Origin of the sequence: Acinetobacter sp. 1566109, from assembly GCF_000582255.1 — a bacterium.
GTDB lineage: Bacteria > Pseudomonadota > Gammaproteobacteria > Pseudomonadales > Moraxellaceae > Acinetobacter > Acinetobacter nosocomialis.
On the sequence record NZ_JEYB01000008.1, the window covers coordinates 1 to 20,935 of the forward strand.

Consider the following 20,935-nt stretch of genomic DNA (forward strand, 5'->3'; position numbering starts at 1 on the left):
TATATTTATTTTTACATTTTATAGGAATAAAACTTGATTAATTCATTACTTTAATATTTAAAATATGCACTAATTCTCATTAAAATAAAAAAGGAGCTGAATAATCAGCTCCTTTTTTGTACTAAATCGACTTATTAAGTCAATTGAGCAGCAGCAATTTTCTTAGTATCTACTTTATCAGCAGCATTTGTATATTCGCCCATTTGGTCGAAATTCAAATATTTGTAGATGTCAGCAGACATACTGTCAATTTGAGCTGCGTATTGTTGGTATTCTTCTGGAGTTGGTAACTTACCAAGTACAGCAGCAACAGATGCAAGCTCAGCAGATGCTAAGTAAACGTTAGAACCTTGACCTAAACGGTTAGGGAAGTTACGTGTAGAAGTCGAAACAACAGTTGTGTTCGGCGCAACACGTGCTTGGTTACCCATACATAATGAACAACCAGGCATTTCTGTACGCGCACCAGCACGGCCATAAGTGTTATAGAAGCCTTCTTCCATTAACTGATGTTCGTCCATACGTGTTGGTGGAGCCAACCATAAACGAGTTGTTAATGAACCGCTTGGTACTTTCTCAAGTAACTGACCAGCAGCACGGAAGTGACCAATGTTAGTCATACAAGAACCGATGAATACTTCATCAATTTTGTCGCCTTGAACGTCAGAAAGAAGTTTTGCATCATCTGGATCGTTCGGGCAGCAAAGGATAGGTTCTTTGATTTCTGACAAGTCAATTTCATACAATTTAGTGTATTCAGCATCTGCATCAGCTTTAAGTAAGCTTGGGTTTGCTAACCATTTTTCCATGTTTTCAACACGACGAGCCATCGTACGTGCATCACCATAACCTTGTGAAATCATCCACTTAAGCATTGTGATGTTAGAACGTAAGTATTCAGCAACTTTCTCTTCAGAAAGTGTGATTGCACAACCAGCAGCTGAACGTTCAGCAGAAGCATCAGAAAGTTCGAATGCTTGCTCAACTGTTAAGTCAGTTTCCATTTCTGTTAAGTCGATTTCTAAGATACGACCAGAGAAGATATTCTTCTTACCTTTTTTCTCAACAGTAAGATCGCCTTCTTTGATTGCATAGTAAGGAATCGCATGTACAAGGTCACGTAAAGTAATACCAGGCTGCATTTTACCTTTGAACTTAACAAGAACTGATTCAGGCATATCAAGTGGCATTACACCAGTTGCAGCAGCGAAAGCTACAAGACCTGAACCTGCTGGGAACGAAATACCAATTGGGAAACGAGTATGCGAGTCACCACCAGTACCTACTGTATCTGGAAGAAGCATACGGTTTAACCAAGAGTGGATAATACCGTCACCTGGACGTAAAGATACACCACCGCGGTTCATGATGAAGTCTGGAAGTGTATGTTGCATTTGTACGTCAACTGGCTTTGGATAAGCAGCAGTGTGACAGAAAGACTGCATTACCAAGTCAGCAGAAAAGCCCAAGCAAGCTAAGTCTTTTAACTCGTCACGAGTCATAGGACCAGTTGTATCTTGAGAACCCACTGTAGTCATCTTAGGTTCACAGTAAGTACCTGGACGGATACCTTGACCTTCTGGAAGACCACATGCGCGACCAACCATCTTCTGAGCTAAAGTGAAACCTTTGCCAGTGTCAGCTGGTTGTACTGGAGTACGGAATAATGTAGATGGAGCTAAACCTAAAGCTTCACGTGCTTTAGCAGTTAAGCCACGACCAATGATCAAGTTAATACGACCACCAGCACGTACTTCATCTAAAAGTACTGGAGTTTTAAGTTCAGACTCAGCGATTTGTTCGCCATTTTTGAACGCAGTAACTTTTGCAGCAGCATGATCGATTTTAAGAGTAACTTCGTCACCCATGTTCATGTTAGAAACATCGATCTCTACTGGTAATGCACCAGCATCTTCCATTGTGTTAAAGAAGATCGGAGCAATTTTACCGCCTAAACACACACCACCGTCTTTTTTGTTTGGAATGTGAGCGATTTCATCACCAAAGAACCAAAGAACAGAGTTTGTTGCAGATTTACGAGATGAACCTGTACCAACAACGTCACCTACATAAGCAACTTGGTTGCCTTTAGCAATAAGTTCTTTAATTTGGCTTAATGGACCAACTTCACCTGGTTTTTCAGGGTTGATACCATCACGCTCGTTTTTCAACATTGCATTTGCATGCAATGGGATGTCTGGACGGCTCCATGCATCTTGAGCTGGAGACAAGTCATCAGTGTTTGTTTCACCTGTTACTTTGAACACAGTGATTTTGATTTCTTCTGGTACATCTTTACGACTAGTGAACCATTCAGCATCAGCCCAAGACTGTAAAACAGCTTTTGCATTAGCATTGCCAGCTTTAGCTTTATCAGCTACGTCATGGAACGCATCAAATACAAGTAATGTTTTTTTCAATGCTTCAGCAGCTAAGCTTGCTAATTCAGCATCATCTAGAAGCTCAACTAAAGGCGCTACGTTATAGCCACCAAGCATCGTACCTAGTAAATAAACTGCACGTTCTTTAGAAACTAGCGGAGATGTCGCTTCGCCTTTTGCAATCGCTGCCAAGAAAGCTGCTTTTACGTAAGCTGCTTGGTCAACACCTGCAGGAACACGGTTTTCAAGCAAATCAACCAAGAATGCTTCTTCACCTGCCGGTGGGTTTTTTAATAACTCAACAAGTTGAGCAGTTTGAGCATCATCAAGTGGCTTCGGTGGGACTCCGAGTGCGGCACGTTCAGCAACGTGTTGGCGGTAAGCTTCTAGCACGGTGTTCATTCCTCTTTTTTTAAAAAATTACTTGTAAATTCCAGCTTTCACAAAGCTTCACAAGTAATATGGACTACAAAATTTTACTAGAGTTCAAGCCAAAAGTTAATGAGCGCGGGGTGTTTCTCCGTGATGCCCATTATTTTGTAACTAAATACCCCTGTATAAATAATGATCTTAATGACTGGTTTATGATGCGGTATTTTGAATTTAAAGAACACTCCACCTTAGTGGAGTGTTGACGATGTATTAATCACTTAGAACTTTTTATAGTTTGGCATTTTGTCGTGTGGTGTAACCAAGCACTCATCTGCCATTTGTTTTCTAATTTTTTCTTGCAGGGCTTCTGGATTAGTTTTTAATTCATCTTGTGGAATAGCATAAACTTTTTCAATAATATTCAAGATGAATTTTTTGGTGATCTCATCTTCGATTTTATTTGCATGTTCAATCGCTTGAGACTTTTCAATTGCTTGCTGACGGTCAAATACAATACTTCTAGCCGCATTCCCAACACTGGTACAGAAGCCATGCCATTGTTCTTCAGGTGTTAAAGGTTTTTTCTCTGTACAGCCGACTAACAACATTCCCATCAAAACAAATAAAAATTTTTTCATCATTACTCTACACAGACTATGCTGCCAACATCATACTGAATCTGACAGAGTTTGCAAAAACTGCTATAAAAAAACCGAGATATAAACTCTCGGTCCTTTATATGTAGTGTGAGAAATACACATTTCTTAATTTAAATTAATTAAAAAACTTAATATCAGTAGGCGTTGATATTTTTGCAGCATCTCCAACCGATTTTAAGGTACCGTTTTTGGCATCAAAGCGGAACAAACTAATATTATTAGTAAAAACATTTGTTACATACAGATATTTACCAGTTGCATCGAATGAGAAAGCACGTGGTTCAATGCCATTAGCTTTATAAACAGTCGGTTGAGCCAGCAATCCATCCTCTTGAATTTTAAATACGAGGAGTTTGTTGTCTGAGCCACGATTAGCAGCGATCACATATTTGCCATCTGGACTAAGAATAATTCCGCTTGCACTCTTAAATTCGGGCGTTTTGTCTTCATGAACTAGCTTTAGCTCAGCAGTTTTCTTCAAATAGCCATCTTGCACATTAAAGGTCACAATTTCACTTCGCATTTCGGCGGTAACATATGCATGCTTACCATCTGATGAAAAGACCATATGACGCGGACCAGAGCCATGGTTAAACGTCACATCTCGACCGTTATCCGCTTCGAGTGGTTGCGTTTTGTTTGGGTTATAACGAAAGACATAGACTTTGTCATTCCCAAGATCACTTGCATATAAATACTTACCATCCGGACTAAAAGTTGTCGAATGAGCATGTCCACTCTCTTGACGGCCCTTAACATGACCAGAACCTTCCGAAAAAACAATATTTTGTACCATTTCACCCAAATGCCCATTCGGCAAAATTGGAAAAACAGCCACACCACCACGACCTTTATCAAATGCCGAATAATTCGACACAAACAGGAATTTACCATCTAAACTAATTGAGGCATGAGTTGGATGTCCACCATGACTATTCACCGTGTTCAAAACCTCTACCTTTCCGTTTTGAACCGATAGTGCAGTGACTTCTCCTAAATTTTCTTCATTTGTTGTATATGCAAAACGACCATCTTTAGATTTCACAATCCAAGATGGACTTTTCATTTTTAACACTTTAACCGGAGTTAGAGTCCCGTCAGCATTAACTTGCAATTGATATAAACCTTCACTGGCCTTTTCCGGTTTTTGAACAAGTGGTGCATCAGGAATCGATGTCCAAGTTCCGACTAAAGCGATTTGTTGTTCTGCTGCATTCACTGTGGAGCCCCACCCAAGTGACAAAAAGGACAATGATAATGTTGCTGTTAATTTCTGAATGAGTCCACGATATTTAATATTTGTATCGTTAACCTTGCTATCTCTAATTTCAACACAAGTATCTTTTTCCACTGGCATTTTTCCTTGAAAAATTTACCTTATTTGCAATTAACAACAAGGCATTATCAATCTAATTTCATTTAATGATTCTGAAAATTAATTTATAAAACCGCAATTTTCAAGTGAATTTTCTTTAATCAAAATCCTTTTTAAAGTAGGATTCCTGCTAAAAGAATTGATGATCAACATGATTAATATTTAATTTTTTAAAATAGTATAGCGTTAATAAATTAAGAGCCCACTTAAAGTGAGCTCTTAATTTATACATCTAGAAACGCCAGTTGTAGAATAAATCGATTGCTCGTTCTAAAGACTGACTTGCTTCTAAATATAAACGGCGATTCATTTGATAACGCAGCGTAAGTTTATTGACTGGCGTAAATACTCCGACACCATAACGAATAAACAAATCAGGCGTAATATATCCAGTTAAGCTTACCTGAGTATCATCACCCGTACCTTGTGCATCTAATGCAAGACCACTTAAGCCGAAAGTACGTCCAATTTGATTCGTGAAAGCGCGTGTACCGCCCAAGCCCATACTAATACCAGCAGCAGCGATTGTATTGTTTACATCAGATTTAAAACCTTCCGCATTACTTAAACCGCTTGAGCCTTCATTAATACGACCTGTCACTAATGCATTTAATGCTTCTTGTTCAGATAAGCCCGCATCGTTATAAACTTGAATGTTTGGTGATGATGCAGTACCTGTAACACGAACGCCAACCATACTACCCTGAACATTTTTATTTGCATCTATATCTAAAGTTGGGTTTGCCAATGGGCCATTGAAACGGGCAATAGCACGGTTTAAATCTAAGCTTTGACCATAAGCTTCAATTTTCACCTTTTGACTTACACCAATAGCACCCATCGCGCGCATTGCCGTTTCATAACCACGCTGAGTTAAGTTCAAACGACCTACTAAAGGAATATTACTGTTAAAGCCTTGGAAGATAACTTGATTACCAATATTTACCGAAATATCGGCACGGATATCCCAAGGTTTTGCTGCACGTAAAATTGCAAGTGGATCTTGGCCTTGACGGACAATACGAACATCTGAAGATGTATTAATGACAGGTGCTGTTGTTTCAGGCATTGAAATACGTGCACGAGGAACATCTACCGACCCTTTCAAACTTAAACGTTTGTCGAAAGGATACATATCGAGTGTCAAATTCGGATTTGCAATAGCTGTAATTAATGGTGCTTGACGTACGAGTAAGTTATCACCTTTTAAGTTCAACTGTAGACGTGGAGAATCTTTCCAATCGAAACTACCTTTAAGTAAACCTACCCCTTGTCCACTGTTAAATGCGCCATCAATTGTTGCCATATCCTGACGAATAGATGAATACACTTGTACATTGGTTAAGTTCACTGGCAGGGAAATCATACTGATTGCCCCATTTTTCAAACGCATCTCACCCGTAAATTGCGGTTGGGTTAATGTACCATTTACTTTACCTGCCAAGGCTAAAGTACCACTCATTGAACGCACATCTTGAATAAATGGTTTTAAAACTTTTAACTGTACATCATTAAAGGCGACCTCACCATGCATTGGCATAGATGGTTGGTATGGATTAATAATGACATTCGCGTATCCGGTACCAATATCTGGTGTTTTTACATCAACACGGAACAATAGACCATCTGAAATGCTTTTCGCAATTACACTCAGCTCATCATAAGTCAACGTGGTTGGCGGATCTTGAGGGTCTTCTGCTGCTAAACCTAGTTCACCTTTTCTGGTTACTAAGCGTGCATCAAGTTTAGGATGTCCACCATTTACCCAAGACGCTTTAGCATAACCATTGAGTTGACCCGTCATAGCCAAACCTTCCGGCATAAATGCGGCAAAATCTCCTAAATCCAGATTTTGGGTAATAAATGAAATATTGCCTTGTGCTTTACTCACACGTACAGGTTGGTCAAGGCATAACTGACTATTTCTACTTTGCCAGCAATGCTGCCCAACATATAGCTCAGAACGTGCTGATGAAAACACAACAGGCGCATTTTGATTTTGTGCTAAACGAATTCGACGCGAATCAAAACTACCTTTTTGAATTTGGCCCAACCAATCATTATTTTGGTTAAAACCGCCTGCTAACTGCACATAAAATTTAGAAATATTATTATTTGCCTGAACTTTTAATAAGTGTGCTTTTCGTGTTCCAGTTAAATTGACTTCAGCAGACTGGATTAGACGGCTACCACTACGTAAATTATCAAGCTTTGCTGTGAGCTGAGTTGGAGTTGTTTCGGAAGTTGGTAGTTCACCCTGTACACGCAGTTTTTTAACGCTCACTAAATTATTGAAAGCGAAGTTATCAACTGCAATATTAGCTGTAGCCTTCAAGCGCGGCTGAGATTGAACACTTAAATCTCCATAAGCACGGCCACTTAGACCCGGATACAACTCATAAAGCGCAGGCGCATTGAGCTTGATTTTTAAATTCTGCGCATTACCAGTCGCCTGTAACTGGTTTTGTGCATACACTAAAAATAGATTATTCGCTTCAAATTGCTGAGGTAAAAAGCCCTTTTGGTTCGAATCCATAAGCACAGATAAGTTACCTTTACCTCTCACTGGCTTATTATTCAAAAATCCTGCAAGGTTCAATTGCTGAATATCAATACGCTTTAACTTATCAGACCAAACACCTTGCGTTTTTACATTTCCTGAAATTTCGCCTTTTATACTAGAAACAAAATATTGAGGTTTAAAACGCACAAGCGAACTATTGATATCCCAAGCAATACGATCTTTTAAGTTTAATGAGCCAGTCGCGTAGATTTTTCCAGCCACACCATCATGTTGTAACTGACTAATTCGAATAAACTCTGGAGTACCCGCAAGAGAGAACTTTAATAACCCATTAGCCTGATTAAGTGCTTTTAAAGATCCATCATAATTCACTGCAAAACCTTTAAAACCACCACCGGCTTTAACATCATTAAATAATAAAGCTGCCGTACTTTTCCCAGCTAACGCAACCGTTTCTTGGTTTGCTTGAGCCAACTGGCCTTTTAAATCAATTTTTTCAAGTTGAATGATTTGTTGATTTGGCTTGGCAAAACCACTTGCTTTGATTGATCCATTAAGTAAGTTTACCGGTGCAGCTGCATGAATACTTTGTGGATTAAAGTCTTTAGCATTTAATAACGCATTCCATGCCAACTGACGTTTTTCGGTAGGTAATAAAACTTTAGCCTGACCTGTGAGGCTCCCTTTTTGAGCCGCAAAATTAAAACTAGGAACATTAAGAATATTATCTTTAACATTCAATGTTGCTAAATATTGTCCAGCTGGCAATAAGGTTTGTTCATGCTGATATACTTTAGTTGCCACTTTAATATCTTGCTGACCATCCCGCAAAGTCAAATCTACTTGACCACTATCACTGCTTAACCAACCTATATATGGCATAGCACGATCTATTTTGGACCAAGCCACATTCATAAACATTGGCTGTGGTTTTTTATTCTTTTCAGGTGCTTGATTTAATTTAAGTTTCCAAGACTCATAGCGGTCAAAGTCGACATTAGCAAATACTTCCATGCCTTTTTCTAAAGAGCCAGTTGAAGCAACTGCAGCATCTAAACTTGGCGGTAAGAAGTCCTGAACGACTTGAGGGATAGCTTTATCTTTAGGATTAACATGATCTAAACGACCTTTTACATCCCAAGTGACATGATCTTTCCAGTTCACCAAGCCTTTAAGGTTAACTGCACCTTTCATGACCTGACCATTAAAGTCTGTAATATTCAGCTGATGAACCAAATCAGTATTCATTAAGGCGTTGTATTGGCCTTCTGGTAAATTTTCCCCTTTTAAATCTGTCTCAAGCGCTAAGTTAAGTTGCTTAACATCCCCCTGAAACTTGATCACACCATTTTTAGCAAATAATTTTTGTTCAACCAGTAAAGGCAAGTGATAATTTTTAAGTAACAATGCACCTTTCATTGGTACTTCATGGCGAACAGGATGTAAAACGACCCAACCTGTTAATAAATCTGGTGTTGTCGTTGCTACACCGGCTTGCAATGTATCTAAACTTCCTCGAGCTGCCACTTTAATATTTTGGATGTTTAAACTTTTTAAAGAAGGAATTCTTAAATCTGCTGTCGCATTCAGTGGATATTTGCCACTAAAGTCCATATTTCCTGTTGCGTTATGAATAGAAAGATACCCCATATCCATACTTGAATTTTCAAATTTCAGTTTTGTCTCTGACCACAAAGCATCATTTAGATGAACATCATGGAAATTTACGACAGAACCTGAATTTTTAATTTCTAAATGATCGACATCTCCCACATCTACACGAAGCACAAATGGTAATTTAATGGGTTTAAACTCAAATGGTTTATCCGATGGCGGAGCTTTGTTAATAATAACTAGGTTACGGACATCTGCATTGCTCAAATGCACTTCTTTTTCTAATATTAAAGAACGCCACCCTAACCGTACATCCGCTCTATCTAAAGTAACGTCAACTTCTTTTAACTGAACAATAATATTTTTAAGAATAATTCCCCGAAGTAAATTACCCCCTTCATATTCATATTTAATGACTTGCTGAGCTTGTAAAACACGGTCTAATAAAAAACGGCTTCCACGGTCAGTCGACATCATAATAATGATGGAAGCAACAAGTAATAAAAGTATGATTAATATTGTCAGCAAAAAGCTACGCAAAATGCGTCGCTTCTTAGGAGAGCTAGGTGCCGAAGTGGGCTGCTGTTCTACTTCCGCCATAAAATAAACCTAATAAAATTTTATTTTTAAAGTTGTGGACCAATAAAGAAATGCAAACGAATCGGATGATTATCATCAGAAATACCTGAAGCCACATCTAAACGAATTGGTCCAATTGGGGACTTCCAACGAATACCGACACCAACACTGTAGGCAGTCGGGTTACTAAAATTCTTATCGTAAGCATTACCAAAATCAGAAAAAACAGCTGCTCGCCAACCCTCTTTGAATTGATAGTTATATTCTAAAGAGCCTACTGCTAGAGCCTGTCCACCAATCTTATATCCATTTTCTTCGGGTGAAAGACTTTTATAATCAAAACCGCGAATTGTCTGGTCACCACCAGTAAAGAATCTTAAATTATAGGGAACTTTATCAAATTCATCGGTAAAAATATAACTAAGATCAGATCGTCCCACAAACTGATGGTTATCATTTTCACCTAGAGAATAAATAAATCTCCAACCCGCCGTAGCAATCGCCATATTGGCATCGGAAAGTAAACTGCTACTTCCCAGTTCTAACTTATAGCTTTGTTTAAATGCTTTCGTTGGATTTAACCTTGTATTACTTGAGGTTTTAGAAGTTTCATAACCAAATAATAACGCTTCTTGCTCTGATGCAGCTGTTTTAAATGCATCTGGCAATTCAGAAATATCGACATTTCCTTTTTGAGTCAGTCGGTCCAGACGGTAACGAACCCCAATAGTATGTTGCCAATTGCCTAAAGGTTTTTTAATAACTCGCTCACCACCCAATACGGCAGATTCAGTTAATAAACTCACATCAGGACCGATATTATCTCTAGTCTCGCGCTCATAACCACCTACAATGTTAAAGTAATCATTTAATGGATGCTTATAAGGAATACTATAACGGCCATCTATAGACTGACGAATTTGTGAAAGTTCAAAGTTGGCATCAAAGGAGTGGCCATATTCGTTCACAATCGAACGACGATATTGACTACGTAAACGAGCTCCCGTATCAGTACCATAACCCACACCAGTTTCCAGACTATTCAATTTATCCGCATTTAAAGTCACAATAACCGGAATCCGTTTTTCTTCACGTGCTTGGGCTTGTAAACGGTCTTGTTCCGACTCTTGCTCTGCATGATCTGCTGCTGCAGTTTTCAAAGAAGCTGGAGCTGCAGCTAATTGTACATTTTCAGTTCCGGCAAATTGTTTTTCGTCTACCACATTTTGACTAACCTCTTTACTAGATGAGGCTAATTGTCGTGCTTTAGCAAGCTGTTGTTGTTCTGGAGAAAGCAATTTTGATTCATCAATAGTGACATTTTGCTGATCGACTAATGCTTGTAAATCTGGGGGTAACTCAAGCGGCTTCTCAATTGGATCAGGTTTAATTGAATCGACCAAAGTGTAGTTAAAATAGCGAGAATTCGTCAGGTTGTTGGCTAAAGCATTTACACGCCAGAATGTGTAGTCATCGCCCTCTTTCCAAGGTGCCATACTCTCAAGAATATTTAATTTGATTGGCAAGGGTTTTGAAGGATCACTCATACGAAACTCAACCTTACCTAGCTTATATCGCTCACCCGTTTCATATTTGAGGTTAATATCTGCTTTGTTTTCAGGTTGGCTTACTTTTACATCGTGTAAACGCCAGTAGGCATCAAAATATCCATTATTTGTTGCGGCATCGACAATTCGACTTTTAGTTGTTTCATACAGACCATGATTAAAGATATCACCAACATCTTGGTCTGGAACTAAACGAATAACTTGAAACTGTGGTTGTTTTGCACCAGCTCCACTGAATTCAATATTTTGTTCATTAATTCGTACCGGCTCATTTGGAGTAACTTTAACTCGAACACGGCTTGCACTTAATTTTTCAAAACGAAACTCAGCATTGTAATACCCCACCGCTTGAGCGGCCTGATTGCTTAGGCTCCTAAGTTGAGGCAATGCTGAATTAAAATCTTCAAATGATTCTTGAGTAAATGTAGATAATTTACCTTTGATATTTTTAGCCAAATCGTCTGGAGCACCCGTAACCTCAGCAGTAATACGAGGTATTTGCTCCATCGGAATCACACGCGGTGGACGAATTTTATTAAATATCCGTTTAAAGAAACCTTTTTCTTCCGGCGGCTCTTCAGTAACAGCTGTAAGTTCAGGTAAAGTTTTTCCAGTTTCATTAGCTTCGACTACAATCTTACTGTCAGATTGAATCTCATGCATGAGTTGGTCAATATTTACAGGCGCCTGATTAATTTCATGTAATTCTGCTTGTGATGCATCATTCACTACCATTTCTGGATGTTTTTGCGTGCCATTTTGGAAGTTCTGAGCTTCAGTTTTTGCCTCTTCTGCTACCCGATAAATCTCATTTGCCATATTCTGGTCAACAGGCATCACGGGTAAATCTTCGAGGTTATCGAGCGTAATTGGCTTAAATTCTTCAATCTGATTTGGAAATTGTTCTTGTTGTTGCAATATAGCCAAGCTATCTTGTTGCTGCTGTGCTTGAGTTACCAGAGTAGCAACATCAGTAATCGGAACATCATTTTGGTTATTTGTATTTGTTTGTTGTAATGATGGATCAGTTACTGACTGGTTTGCTACTGGCGTTACGGTCTCAGCTGAACTTTGAGCATAACAAGGATTAACACATAAACTTAACAATAGGCTGCTACAAATAAGTTTAGGTATACTCTGCATTTTTAGGATTAAATGCATAGAGTGAGAAAGAGTTGACTGTTTAAACTTAATTTTAGAAGGCATGGAAAACTCTAAACTTATTTTTTAATAAACGCACCAATATGAGGATAAAACTCACTCGAAACCATTGATTTTTCATTTAATCAAGCGTTAAAAATATCATACATGGTTTTCGATGCAAATTAACACTCCGTCACATTTTTTAATAAAACTCAATGAAGCTTGTATATGATGAAACAAGATGAATCCCTGATGACATCACGTCGGTTTGTACCGATGTTTTTTACACAGTTTTTTGGCGCATTAAATGACAATGTTTTTAAGCAAGCTTTATTGTTAGTCATTACATATGGTTGGATTCAACAACAATCTGCCCCTGTAAGTACACTCAATAATTTAGCAGCATTATTGTTTATTTTGCCATATTTCTTTTTTTCAGCAACAGCAGGACAAATTGCTGACAAATACGAGCGCTCACAACTTGTGCGTGGCATAAAAATATTAGAAATCATAATCATGCTTATTGGGTCTGCTGGTTTCTTATTGGGGCATTTATGGCTACTGCTTCTGGCTTTATTCTTAATGGGAACACATTCCACTTTTTTCGGACCTATTAAATATGCAATTTTGCCTGAAATTTTAAAACCAAACGAACTTATGTCGGGCAATGCCTTATTTCAATCCGGTACATCGATGGCAATTTTATTCGGCATGATCTTAGGTGGTGCCGTAATTGCATCATCCGAAGGTAATTTACTATGGATTAGTCTGACTGTAGTCGCTATTGCTTGCATAGGCTATTTATTTAGTCGCTTCATTTTACCCCAAAAAGTTGCTGCACCCGATTTAGATGTTGATTGGAACTTTATTCGTACAAGCTTCCAAACCATTACATATGCCAAAAGTTTACCGTTAGTGTTCACCATTTTATTAGGTAATTCGTGGTACTGGTTTTATGGAGCAACTTATTTAACGCAAATTCCGCAGTTGACTCAACAAAATCTCCATGCATCGGAAAATGTGGTTAGCCTGTTACTCACATTCTTCTCAGTCGGTATTGGGGTAGGTTCTCTTCTCTGCCGTAAAATTGGTGGTTCGGAAATTAATATTAAAATGGTGCCGATTGGTGCAATTGGCCTTACTGTTTTTGCGCTTTACCTTGCAGCGAGTCTAGCCTTTGTACCGGAGAAAACTGGAGCATTACTAACATTAAAAGATATTTTCACTCAAGGCTGGGTTTACTACCATGTCATGATTGCCGTGACTTTATTGGGTATTAGTGGTGGTTTTTATATTGTTCCTTTGTATGCCATGATGCAGGCTTACTCACCGCGCTCACATCGTGCCCGAGTGGTCGCAGCAAATAACATTTTAAATGCTGTATTCATGGTTTCTTCAGCAATTTTCTCAATCTTAATCTTAAGTGTTTTAAAAATTGATATTAAAATACTATTTATTATTACAGCTGTACTTAGTGCAATCTTTAGTATCTGGCTTCTTGCCCGACTAAAACCAATGCTTGCCACAGCACATCTTTCTTTGGAGGACTAATTTATGCGCCACTATACGGGAATTGATCAACTTATTAACTCCTTTGATCAGGCATTACGTAGTCTTGTTCCAGGTGCAACAGCAGCACAGCGACAAAATCCGGCTGAAACGGCTGAAACAAAACTTGGAGTTGAAGATGCTCGCCATGTTGCAGGCTTAATGCGTGTTAACCATAGTGGTGAAGTATGTGCTCAAGCGCTTTATCATGGGCAAGCATTAACGGCAAAATTACCAAATGTACGCCGCGAAATGCAACAGGCAGCAATTGAAGAACAAGACCATTTAGCTTGGTGTGAAGACCGTTTAAAAGAGCTAAATAGTCATACAAGTTTATTGAACCCGATTTGGTATGGCCTTTCATATGGTATGGGTGCTCTTGCCGGTATTGCAGGTGATAAATATAGTTTAGGTTTTGTTGCTGAAACTGAACGTCAAGTTAGTCTACATTTGCAAGATCACTTAAACCAGTTACCTGCTCAAGATGAACGCTCTCGTAAAATTTTAGAGCAAATGAATGAAGATGAATTACATCATCGCCATACAGCGCTTGAAGCAGGTGGTGTTGAATTACCTTATGCAGTAAAAATCACAATGACTGCTATTTCAAAGTTAATGACTAAAACCAGTTATTACCTTTAAAAAAAACAAAGGATTGATCTCATTCAGATCAATCCTTTTTCAAATATTATTTTAAACCATGATCATATTTGAAACGTTCGATATCTCGAATTGAGTTCCAATAGTTTCTGTTAATACGGTCACGATCAATTTGTAATTCTCTTAAAAGCTTACGATAACGTTCACGCTCCTCCGGCTTTAATTTTTCGTTGTAAGCATTATCAGAATACTGCTTAAACTTTTCGTCATAACGGTCATATTCATTTTTTGCATTGTAGTAATCGGAAGCTGCACGATAATAAGGTCTTAACCGATCACGCTGCTCGATTGGACAGACATTAATATTCCCGTTCCCTTCTAAAGCGTTATAAAAAATGTTTGCTGGCTGGCAATAATACCCTAGACCTTCTTTATATCCACGTTCATATGACTTTTGATCTGGAACAATATTAGCTTTCCCACACGCTTTATAATATTGATCTAAACGCGGCGAAGAACCTTTTGAACCGTCTTTCTCACCCACTAATGACCAATTCGCAGTCTTACATTCTTCTACGCTCATTGCAGCACAACCTGAAAGGCTGATTGCCAAAATGGCTAAACCGATATTTTTCATATTAAGAGAACTCAAAAATAAAATTTAAAAAAACGCAAAAAATAAAATTCCAGTACATACACTATGTAAGTCCTACTTTATTCAAGACTTATATATAAATGTTTAACTGGATAAGCGTTTAAGTTTAAAGCAGTTTGACCATCTCACCAAATTTAAGGATCACAAATTCTAATTATGTTTAATTTTTAAAAGCGAAATCATGGACTATCAAGTGGCTCTTATACGTTAATTTTACTTTAAAAATTTATTATTAAAACAAAACTCAAGCCACTGATTATGAATACAAAAAATAAAAATTATTTATAAAACTATCTTTAATCATTTTACTCTTTTTTTACGCGATTTACTTCAAGGGCTAAGGTAGGATTTTAGCTAAATAACCACCAAGGTTTTTTATAATGAGTACGCTTATTTACCCAAATTTAAACTTAAAAGATTCTCACTTTAAGGCATTTAAAATATCAGATGATTTTATTCCACAAACGAAAATCGATACCTTTAACTCAGAACTTTTTTTAAAAGAAGTTGATGAATATTTAAGTTTATATCCTCAGACTCAGCACATTGATATTTGTCTACATGACTTAAACGGACATATTCGTGGTAAACGTATTGACGTTAAGAGTCTGAAAAATCTCTCTCATGGATGTTATTTTCCACTTTCTGTTTACGCCATGAGCCTTGATGGAAAAGTAATTGAAGAGACAGGATTAGGAAAATATATTGGTGAACCAGATAGACTTTGCCTGCCCATTTTAGGCAGCTTGCAACCAAGTGCCTTATCCCCAGAATTAAATGCTCAGCTTTACCTATCAATGCAAGAAGAAGATGGTACAGACTGCCGCTATGAACCACGCAATATATTAAAAAAAATATTAAATCAGCTACATGCCCATAATTACTTTCCTGTCATGGCTGCCGAATTAGAATTTTATCTTTTCTCACCTCAGCATCAGGCTGAAACCTGTATAGAAAACCAATGTTTTGATATAGATGCACCCAATAACTATCAACAAGTCCTAGATGAAGTTGAAAAAGCTGCTCTACTACAATCTATTGAAATTACGGCAATTGTTGCGGAATCATCTCCTGGACAATATGAACTAAATCTTCAGCACAGCTATGACATTTTGAAGCTATGCGATCAAATTAATGCTTTAAAAAGAATTGTAAAACAAGTCGCAAGAAAGCATGACTTAACAGCTTGTTTCATGGCGAAACCCAACTTGGCAAAAGCTGGTAGTGGCATGCATTTTCATATGAGCATGCTGAATCAATACCATGAAAATATATTTAGTTCAGAAGAAGAAAAAGATGAGCTTTCTACCAACTTACTCAATGCAATTAGCGGACTTATTGAGCTAATGCCTGCATCTATGGCGATTTTAGCGCCTAATATTAATTCTTATAGACGTTTTAAAATTGGGCATCATGTGCCATTAGAAGCCAATTGGGATACCAATAATCGTAATGTCGCAATTCGTATTCCATGCTCGGATGTACAAAATCAACGTTTAGAATATCGTGTTGCTGGAGCTGACTGTAACCCCTATCTCGTTACAGCCACTATTTTAGCAGGTGTATCTTACGGCTTATCTCATAAATTACCACTACCAAAACCTGCTCATCTTTTAAAATTTCCAGACGAGCATATTTTATTAGCTAACAATCAACCAGAAGCCTTAAAAATATTTAAAGGAAGTCTTATTTTAAAAGGATATTTAGGCACTGACTTTGTCAAACATTGGTACACGGTTAAGCAGGCTGAATATCAAAACATTTATAGTCAAATGACTGAAGCAGAACAACATTGGGATATATAAATAAAAAAAGCAAAAAAACTATAAACTACTTTGCAAACCCTTAGGGAGAAATACCCTAAGGTTTTTTTATATCTAATTAATGATTTTTCTGTTTAGCTAGAAAACGCAATCCAACACCAGGTTCAGTTGCAATATAACGTGGCTGAATCGCGTTATCCCCCAGTTTACTGCGTAACTTGCCCACTAAAATACGTAAATAGTGCGTATCTTCCTGATGGGTTGGGCCCCATAGTTCTTTTAAAAGTTGTGGCTGGGTTAAAAGCTGTCCTTGATAGCGCATTAATAGCGTTAAAAGTTGAAATTCTTTTCGAGTTAACGTAATTGGTTGTTGCTCGACCCAAACCAAACGTTGCGTAACATCAACTTTAAGATAACCATCGTCATAGACATGCGCTTCTTGCTGAATCGGTTGGTTTCTTAAAATGACACGGATACGTGCCAAAAGCTCTTGCACACTAAACGGCTTGGTCATGTAATCGTTTGCACCAGCATCTAGCAAAGCAACTTTTTCGTATTCATCAGCACGTACAGATAGCACAATAACTGGTACATTCGACCAGCTACGTAACTCTTGAAGGACTTCTTTTCCGTCTAAATCGGGTAAGCCCAGATCTAGAATAACTAAGTCGGCACCTTGCGTTGCTAAAGCTTCTAGGCCTTTGTAACCCGTTTCGCAGAGCGTGGTTTTATATTTTTGAGTTCTTAAAGCAATGTCTAAAAATTTACGAATTTGAGGCTCATCATCAATAATCACAATACGTGTTTCTACAGGTGATGTTTCGGAACTTATCATGAATTTACAACTTATTCTTTTACTGGGTGAATGGGTAATCTGATTTGAATTAAAGTACCTTTATTTTGGCGCCCTGAAAATGCTTCTATTGTACCCATATGAGCACCAATAATCGCTTTTACGATTGTAAGCCCTAAACCAGTACCAAATTTTCCACGGTCTCCTCTTTCCATCGTGTAAAACATATCAAAAATGCGATGTCTTTCATCTTCAGGAATTCCCGCACCTCTATCTTCAATTTCAATTTTTACTTCATCTTCTGATGAAAGTTGAGCACGAATCATGACTGGTTCATCTGGGGGTGAAAAGTTTGCAGCATTTTCTAAAACATTAAAAAAAGCTTGCTCTACCAGTGCAGGGTGAACATATAAACTAATTTGTTGCTCAGGTAACTGAACGACCACTTGCGTATCTGGTTTATAGCGTTTTAAACGGCGGGTTGCCGAACCAATTAATTCATCTACCCCAATCCAGTCTCTTTTTAAAGTTAAGCCTTCGTGGCCTAAGCGTGTCATATCAAGCAAGTTTTGAATATAACGGTCTAAACGCTCACCTTCTAAATGAATTGTTTCAAGTAAATCTTGCTGGTCTTGTTCTGACATATCAGCTTTAAAATTGGCAAGCGTATCTGCGGCTCCAATAATAGAAGCAAGTGGTGAACGTAAATCATGCGATACCGAAGATAATAAAGCAGAACGTAAACGCTCTGTTTCACTGGTGACTTTTGCTTGTTCAAGTTCATTGACCAATTGGGTTCGAAGTACTGCCTGTGCAATATACTCAATTACACTTTCAGTTAGTTTTTTCTGCTCAAAATTTAGAGAAACCACTTCATCTTTAAAGTAAATTCCCACTATACCTAGGCTATTTTTTTGCTCTAAAAGTGGTAAAAACCACCAGTTCGACTGACTAAGGGTATCAGTAAAACGCCCGCACGGTTGTTGATGTTTTAAACACCATTCTGCAGCTACTTTTTCTTTATCATTTAGTTCTATGTCAGATGAAATAACTCTATTTTGGATAGAAATCCACACTTTAGTTTGAAGCTGGGTTTCTAAAGTCATACGACCGGTTTGCATGACTTCTTCAAGATTTACTGCACTAGAAAGCTTACGTGCCAAGTCTTGCATTACTGTGGTGTAGGCATTGGCAGCTTTTAAAGATAAAACTTGCTGGCGTAACTGAGAAGCCAATCGCCCAGCAATTAAAGCTGCTGCAAAAAAAGCAACAACGGTAACCACACCTTGGTGTGCTGAAATTTGAAATGTAAAACGTGGTGCTATAAAGAAAAAGTTATAGGCTAAGAAACAAATAAGAGCAGCTACTACTGCAGCAAGCATTCGGGTTTTAGTTGCTACAATTAAAACTGAAATAATAAAAATAACAGAGAAGTCTTCAATACCTAATAGAACTTCGGCAAAGTGAGCTATAAAAATACTTGCGCATGTTACCGCTAAAACAAAAACACTTTCTTTTAATGATAAAAATGATGGCTTCTCAAGTTGAGCTGTCTTTTTAGTGCCCTGTTCTGGGTGTAAAATCGTTAAAGCAATCGAGTTTTCTTGATTTAATAATTGCTGAGCTAAATTTTTCTTAAATAACTTTAACCACCACGGTGAAATACTTTTGCCAATGACCAGATTGGAAATACCTCGATCAAGCGCAGCATCCATTAACACCGAAGCAACTCGTGGCCCATATAAAACTTCGGTTCGACCACCAAGTTGTCGAGCCAATTCAAATGCGCGGTCGATTTCAATATATTCTTTTTTATATGAATTTGCTGAACTCTGCCCAGAATCCAAACTTTTAGCAACATTCACTACAGTCCATGTTGCTCCATTGCGTTCAGCTAATCGACAACCTGCCCGTACTAAATATTCAGAAGAGCCTTGCCCATCTATCGCAATCATTAATTCATTTTGTAGCGAGATAGACTTCAAGCCTTTAGAGGTATAACTCTGTTTTAAATCTAAATCGACATGCTCAGCAACGCATTGCATTGCCAGTTCACGCAATGCAGTTAAATTTGAAATGCTAAAAAAGCCTTGTAATGCCAGATTCGCTTGCTCTGGCACATAAACTTTTCCTTGATGGAGCCTTTCAATGAGTTCACTAACAGGTAAATCAATTAAACGAATATCTCGAATACGATCAAATACACGATCTGGCACAGTTTCATTTACTCGAATGCCCGTAATCTGATGCACCACATCATTTAAGCTTTCTAAATGCTGAATATTCATGGTGGTAAATACATCAATACCAGCGTCTAGCAATTCATTGACATCTTGCCACCGTCGTTCATGGCGACTATTTGGTATATTGCGATGAGCCAACTCATCAACTAAAACAATTTCCGGATGCCTGAGTAAAATAGCATCCAAGTCCATTTCTTCTAAAGTATGCCCCTGATATTGCATTTCCTTTCTAGCAATTTGAGGCAAGCCTTCCAAAATTTTTAGAGTTTCTATTCTTCCGTGGGTTTCAACAATACCCACAACAACATCTGTGCCCTGTTGATATAACTCTTTAGCGCGGGCAAGCATAGCATAGGTTTTGCCGACACCGGGCGCTGCACCGAGAAAGACCGTTAGTCGACCGGCTTGATATCTGTTGACATGATTTAATAAGGCTTCAGCCTGATTTTCGCGATTGCTTTGCACTTGATATCATCCGGTAAACTAACAATTTTATTTTCAAGTTAATGTGTAGATTGTAATTGATCTAAAGCGATATTGAGTTCTAATACATTAACACGAGCTTGCCCTAGTACACCAAACTGAACTGGTTCAATATGCTTTTGAAGTAACTCTTCTACAACTTTAGGGTCTAAATGACGCGCTTGAGCCACTCGAGCAACCTGTATTTGAGCAGATTCTGGGCTAATATGCGGGTCGATACCACTACCCGATTTAGTCACTAAATCACTTGGAATAGGGACATTACCTGTGTGGTCTTGTTGTTTAACCGCAAGAATCTGAGCATCAATTTGTTTTTGAAGCTCTGGATTGGTAAGGGCTAAGTTTGTGGCCCCCATAGACATTGGGTCATAAGCAACCGCTGAAGGACGTGGATGAAAATAAGCCTCTCCAACAAATGGCTGAGCGACTAATTTTGACCCTAGAACCTTATGGTTTATTTCGATCAAACTACCATTTGCTTGATTGTTAAATAACACCTGTCCCGCACCTGTAGCGATCGCACTATACACAGCACCACAACCGACAAGGGTAAAAATTAGAAGTCCGAAAGATGCTCTTAAGGTCTGATCCAAATTTGCTTCTGAATTTTGTGCATAAGTTTTCATTTCAAACTC

Annotated in this window: 11 protein-coding genes and 1 pseudogene; 3 read left to right on the top strand and 9 right to left on the bottom strand. The window is 38.1% G+C overall.

The window, feature by feature from the left end:
• Window positions 1–134: 134 nt before the first annotated feature.
• From J582_RS09405 to J582_RS09425, 5 genes and pseudogenes are all read right to left on the bottom strand, one after another.
• Window positions 135–2,774 (bottom strand): bifunctional aconitate hydratase 2/2-methylisocitrate dehydratase, encoded by a 2,640-nt coding sequence (locus tag J582_RS09405; RefSeq protein WP_032047803.1) that lies wholly within the window; start codon window positions 2,772–2,774, stop codon window positions 135–137.
• Window positions 2,775–3,031: 257 nt separating this feature from the next.
• The gene (locus tag J582_RS09410) at window positions 3,032–3,394 is read right to left on the bottom strand and encodes a hypothetical protein (RefSeq protein ID WP_031982586.1); all 363 of its coding nucleotides are present in this window, start codon (window positions 3,392–3,394) and stop codon (window positions 3,032–3,034) included.
• 133 nt (window positions 3,395–3,527) lie between these two features.
• On the bottom strand, window positions 3,528–4,763 hold the full coding sequence (locus tag J582_RS09415) for a lactonase family protein (RefSeq protein WP_002049019.1): 1,236 nt from the start codon (window positions 4,761–4,763) through the stop codon (window positions 3,528–3,530).
• A 256-nt stretch (window positions 4,764–5,019) separates the two neighbouring features.
• Complete coding sequence (locus tag J582_RS09420; RefSeq protein WP_031982585.1) at window positions 5,020–9,525, bottom strand: translocation/assembly module TamB domain-containing protein; 4,506 nt, start codon at window positions 9,523–9,525, stop codon at window positions 5,020–5,022.
• Window positions 9,526–9,551: 26 nt separating this feature from the next.
• Window positions 9,552–12,011, bottom strand: a pseudogene (locus tag J582_RS09425) (autotransporter assembly complex protein TamA); the annotation flags it as partial.
• 432 nt (window positions 12,012–12,443) lie between these two features.
• Between J582_RS09425 and J582_RS09430 the strand changes: the two are divergent.
• Window positions 12,444–13,766: an MFS transporter gene (locus J582_RS09430; RefSeq protein WP_081404896.1), complete on the top strand. Its 1,323-nt coding sequence runs from the start codon at window positions 12,444–12,446 to the stop codon at window positions 13,764–13,766.
• A 3-nt stretch (window positions 13,767–13,769) separates the two neighbouring features.
• Window positions 13,770–14,405, top strand: a complete 636-nt coding sequence (gene coq7, locus J582_RS09435; protein WP_002049350.1) for a 2-polyprenyl-3-methyl-6-methoxy-1,4-benzoquinone monooxygenase — start codon at window positions 13,770–13,772, stop codon at window positions 14,403–14,405.
• A 46-nt stretch (window positions 14,406–14,451) separates the two neighbouring features.
• On the opposite strand, the gene J582_RS09440 is transcribed toward coq7, so the two are convergent.
• A complete protein-coding gene (locus J582_RS09440; protein WP_031982580.1) occupies window positions 14,452–15,000 on the bottom strand; it encodes a DUF2799 domain-containing protein in 549 nt (182 codons plus the stop codon).
• A gap of 398 nt (window positions 15,001–15,398) precedes the next feature.
• Here J582_RS09440 and J582_RS09445 point away from each other — a divergent pair, with 398 nt between their 5' ends.
• Window positions 15,399–16,823 carry a glutamine synthetase family protein gene (locus tag J582_RS09445; RefSeq protein ID WP_031982578.1) on the top strand — a complete coding sequence of 475 codons (1,425 nt, stop codon included), beginning with the start codon at window positions 15,399–15,401 and terminating at the stop codon, window positions 16,821–16,823.
• A gap of 76 nt (window positions 16,824–16,899) precedes the next feature.
• On the opposite strand, the gene J582_RS09450 is transcribed toward J582_RS09445, so the two are convergent.
• The 3 genes from J582_RS09450 to kdpC are packed head-to-tail and all read right to left on the bottom strand — an operon-like array spanning window position 16,900 to window position 20,926.
• A complete protein-coding gene (locus tag J582_RS09450; protein ID WP_000625750.1) occupies window positions 16,900–17,616 on the bottom strand; it encodes a response regulator in 717 nt (238 codons plus the stop codon).
• A gap of 11 nt (window positions 17,617–17,627) precedes the next feature.
• Window positions 17,628–20,282, bottom strand: coding sequence for a sensor histidine kinase (locus J582_RS09455; protein WP_031982577.1), 2,655 nt, complete (start codon window positions 20,280–20,282; stop codon window positions 17,628–17,630).
• A 38-nt stretch (window positions 20,283–20,320) separates the two neighbouring features.
• On the bottom strand, window positions 20,321–20,926 hold the full coding sequence (gene kdpC, locus J582_RS09460) for a potassium-transporting ATPase subunit KdpC (RefSeq protein WP_031982576.1): 606 nt from the start codon (window positions 20,924–20,926) through the stop codon (window positions 20,321–20,323).
• Window positions 20,927–20,935: the final 9 nt, after the last annotated feature.

Coding starts and splice junctions, on each gene's coding strand:
- J582_RS09450 (WP_000625750.1), bottom strand. CDS start 17,616: ATGATAAGTTCCGAAACATCACCTGTAGAAACACGTATTGTGATTATT.
- J582_RS09430 (WP_081404896.1), top strand. CDS start 12,444: ATGATGAAACAAGATGAATCCCTGATGACATCACGTCGGTTTGTACCG.
- J582_RS09445 (WP_031982578.1), top strand. CDS start 15,399: ATGAGTACGCTTATTTACCCAAATTTAAACTTAAAAGATTCTCACTTT.
- J582_RS09410 (WP_031982586.1), bottom strand. CDS start 3,394: ATGATGAAAAAATTTTTATTTGTTTTGATGGGAATGTTGTTAGTCGGC.
- J582_RS09420 (WP_031982585.1), bottom strand. CDS start 9,525: ATGGCGGAAGTAGAACAGCAGCCCACTTCGGCACCTAGCTCTCCTAAG.
- kdpC (WP_031982576.1), bottom strand. CDS start 20,926: ATGAAAACTTATGCACAAAATTCAGAAGCAAATTTGGATCAGACCTTA.
- J582_RS09440 (WP_031982580.1), bottom strand. CDS start 15,000: ATGAAAAATATCGGTTTAGCCATTTTGGCAATCAGCCTTTCAGGTTGT.
- coq7 (WP_002049350.1), top strand. CDS start 13,770: ATGCGCCACTATACGGGAATTGATCAACTTATTAACTCCTTTGATCAG.